Annotated in this window: 2 protein-coding genes and 1 pseudogene; 2 read left to right on the top strand and 1 reads right to left on the bottom strand. The window is 59.3% G+C overall.

What is annotated here, in order from left to right:
- Positions 1-43 precede the first annotated feature (43 nt).
- Positions 44-1,525: a helicase HerA-like domain-containing protein gene (locus tag ACW9JC_RS29325; protein ID WP_457459412.1), complete on the bottom strand. Its 1,482-nt coding sequence runs from the start codon at positions 1,523-1,525 to the stop codon at positions 44-46.
- A 136-nt stretch (positions 1,526-1,661) separates the two neighbouring features.
- On the opposite strand from ACW9JC_RS29325, the pseudogene ACW9JC_RS29320 reads away from it, so the two are divergent.
- Together ACW9JC_RS29320 and ACW9JC_RS29315 are read left to right on the top strand one after the other, a co-directional pair.
- Positions 1,662-2,726: pseudogene (locus tag ACW9JC_RS29320) on the top strand (cache domain-containing protein); the annotation flags it as partial.
- A 93-nt stretch (positions 2,727-2,819) separates the two neighbouring features.
- A complete protein-coding gene (locus ACW9JC_RS29315; RefSeq protein ID WP_457459414.1) occupies positions 2,820-3,584 on the top strand; it encodes a methyl-accepting chemotaxis protein in 765 nt (254 codons plus the stop codon).
- The last annotated feature ends 49 nt before the right edge of the window (positions 3,585-3,633 follow it).

Raw genomic sequence — 3,633 nt, 5'->3', positions numbered from 1 at the left:
TGCGATTCCCTGTAGGAGCTGCCGCAGGCTGCGATCTTTGCTTTTAACGACGCTTGTTGCCACCTAATAAAGAACCCATCAATCCGCGCACCAACTGACGACCTATCTGATTCGCCGCCTGTTGCATCGCCGACTTCAGTGCCTTCCCTGCCGCCGTGCCGAGAAACTCTCCAGCCTGTTCGGTGAAACTCGGCTCTGCCGGTTTGCCCGGTGCCGCCTCAGGCTTTGGCGCCAGGCCCTTGCGCCCCATCAGCACTTCATACGCCGATTCACGATCGATCGGTTTGTCATACCGACCTTTGAATGGCGAGCCGCCGATCAGCACGGTGCGCTCGGTGTCGGTCAGTGGTCCGATCCGCGACTGCGGCGGCGCCACCAGAACACGCTGGACCATCTCCGGCGTGCCCTTGTCCTGCAAGGTGCCGACCAGCGCTTCGCCGATACCCAGCTCAGTCAGCACCGACAAGGCATCGAACGCCGGATTCGGCCGGAAGCCGTCGGCCACCGCCCGCAGGGATTTCTGTTCTTTGGCGGTGAACGCGCGCAAGCCGTGCTGGATGCGCAGGCCCAGTTGCGCCAGCACATCATCCGGCAGGTCGCCGGGCGACTGGGTGACGAAATACACGCCCACGCCTTTTGAACGAATCAGCCGCACCACTTGTTCCAGACGATCCTGCAACGCCTTGGGCGTGCCGGCGAACAACAAGTGCGCCTCATCGAAAAACAGCGCCAGCAGCGGTTTGTCCGAATCGCCGCGCTCCGGCAGTTGCTCGAACAGTTCGGCCAGCAGCCACAGCAGGAACGTCGCGTAGACCTTCGGTGCCTCATGCACCAGGCGACTGGCATCGAGCAAATGTATGCGCCCACGGCCATCGGCGGTCGGTTGCAGAATGTCTTCGAGTTGCAGCGCCGGTTCGCCAAACAGGGCTTCGGCGCCCTGCTGCTCAAGGGTTGCCAGGCGCCGCAACAGCGCCTGGCTGGAACCGGTGGTCATCAGCGCCGCGTCGTCTCCCAGCAGTTCCGGGTTGTCCTTGAGGTGATTGAGCAGCGCCTTCAGGTCTTTCAAATCCAGCAGCAACAGACCTTCGCGGTCCGCGACCTTGAAGGCGGCATACAGCGCCGACTGCTGGCTGTCGGTCAATTCCAGCAGGCTGCCCAGCAGCAACGGCCCCATTTCGCTCAAGGTCGTGCGCAATGGATGACCGGACTGACCGTGAATGTCCCACAAGGTCACCGGATACGCGGCCGGCTTATGGTTCAGCCAGGGCATCCCGGCAATCCGCTCGGCAATCTTGCCCTGAGGGTTGCCGGCTGCGCCCAAACCGCACAGGTCACCTTTGATATCGGCGGCGAACACCGCCACGCCGGCATCGCTGAAAGCTTCGGCCATACGTTGCAAGGTGACGGTCTTGCCGGTCCCGGTAGCGCCTGCGATCAAACCGTGTCGATTGGCCAGACGCATGGCCTGGGCGATCGGCTGCCCTGAAAGATCGGCGCCGATAACGAGCTGCGATGAATCGTGCATTTTGCCACCTATGGTTAATCTTTCATCAATCACGGCCGATACAAAAATTGAGTGTTGGTATTCCGCTAGGGCGAGGACGGAATTATCAACATGGCTTCAACAGCGCCCCCGATGCATGCCTTTATAAAAGCACGCCATGGGCATTAAGACCTTATCGGAACTCCAAGCCATGAATAAAAATTTGCGCTTTAGTCATAAGATTCTGCTTGCTGCCGCCCTCATCGTCACTATCGCCTTCGCCTCCTTCACGTTGTACAACGACTATATGCAACGTAATGCCATCCGCAAGGATCTGGACAACTACCTGCAAGAAATGGGAAGCGTGACCGCCAACAACATTGAGACTTGGCTGAACGGACGCAGCCTGCTGATTGAAAACCTTTCCCAAAACATCGCGCTGAACGCGGATATGAGCAACATAACCCAACTGCTCGAGCAGAATGTGATGACTACTGCTTTCGTGGCTGTATTTCTGGGCAGCAACGAGGGTAGCTTTATCATCCGCCCGGACGCCGACATGCCAGCGGACTTCGATCCGCGCACTCGCGATTGGTACAAGAGCGCCCAACGCACCAACGACCCGGTACTGACCGAACCCTATGTCGATGTCGGCACCGGTAAACTGGTAGTTTCCATCGTCCAGAGTTTGTTCGAAAAGGGTCAACACATCGGCGCAGTCGGTGGTGACCTGAGCCTGCAAATGATCACCGACAGCCTGAACGCGCTGGACTTCGGCGGCATGGGTTATGCCTTTCTGGTCAGCGCCGACGGCAAAATTCTGGTGCACCCGGATACAACGCTGGCAATGAAATCGCTGGCCGAGGCCTATCCGAAAGACACGCCGCGCATCAGCAGCGACTTCAGTGAAGTCAAAGTCGATGGTAAAACCCGTATCGTCACATTTACTCCGATCAAGGGGCTTTCTTCAGTCAACTGGTACATCGGGCTTTCAGTGGAGAAAGACAAAGCCTTCTCGATGCTCAGCCATTTCCGCTTTTCGGCGGCCATTGCGACAGTGATCGCCGTGACCATCATCATCGCCCTGCTGGGTGTGTTGATACGTTTCCTCATTCAGCCGCTGCACGCCATGACCCGTGCGATGGTAGGCATTGCCGACGGCGAAGGCGACCTGACCAAACGCCTGAGCATTGTGAACAACGATGAGTTCGGCATTCTCGGCACGGCATTCAACCGTTTCGTCGAGCGCATCCACGGTTCGATCCGCGAAGTGTCTTCGGCCACCGGCCAGGTCAACGAAGTGGCATTGCGTGTGGTGGCCGCTTCCAACTCCTCGATGTTCAACTCGGACCAGCAGGCCTCGCGCACCAGCAGCGTCGCCGCCGCGATCAATCAGCTCGGCGCCGCCGCCCAGGAAATCGCCCGCAACGCCGCGCAAGCGTCGAATCAGGCCAGCGATGCCCGCAGCCTGGCCGAGGATGGCCAGCAGGTGGTGGATCGCAGCATTGTCGCGATGAATAAACTGTCGACCATGCTCAGCGCATCGAGCAGCAACATCGAATCGCTGAACAGCAAAACCGTGAACATCGGGCAGATTCTCGAAGTGATCACCAGCATTTCCCAGCAAACCAACCTGCTGGCGCTCAACGCGGCCATTGAAGCGGCGCGGGCCGGTGAAGCCGGGCGCGGGTTTGCCGTGGTTGCCGATGAAGTGCGCAACCTGGCGCACCGCACCCAGGAATCGGCGCAACAGGTGCAGACCATGATTGAAGAACTGCAGGTCGGCGCCCGCGAATCCGTCAGCACCATGAGCGACAGCCAGCGCCACAGCCAGGACAGCGTGGAAATCGCCAACCTGGCCGGCGAACGCCTGAGCAGCGTGACCCAGCGCATCGGTGAAATTGACGGCATGAACCAGTCGGTGGCCACGGCGACCGAAGAGCAGACGGCCGTGGTGGAATCGATCAACGTCGACATTACCGAAATCAACACGCTGAACCAGAAAGGTGTGGAAAACCTGCAGTCGACGTTGCGGGCGTGTTCGGATCTGGAGCAGCAGGCGGCGCGCCTTAAACAGTTAGTAGGCAGTTTCCGTATCTAGCGTCTGTCCGGCCCCATCGCGAGCAAGCTCGGCTCCTACAGGTATAAGC

Source organism: Pseudomonas sp. SDO5591_S426 (assembly GCF_054070755.1).
Note: the sequence above shows the minus strand (reverse complement) of the source record. Positions and strands in the feature narration are given on the sequence as shown.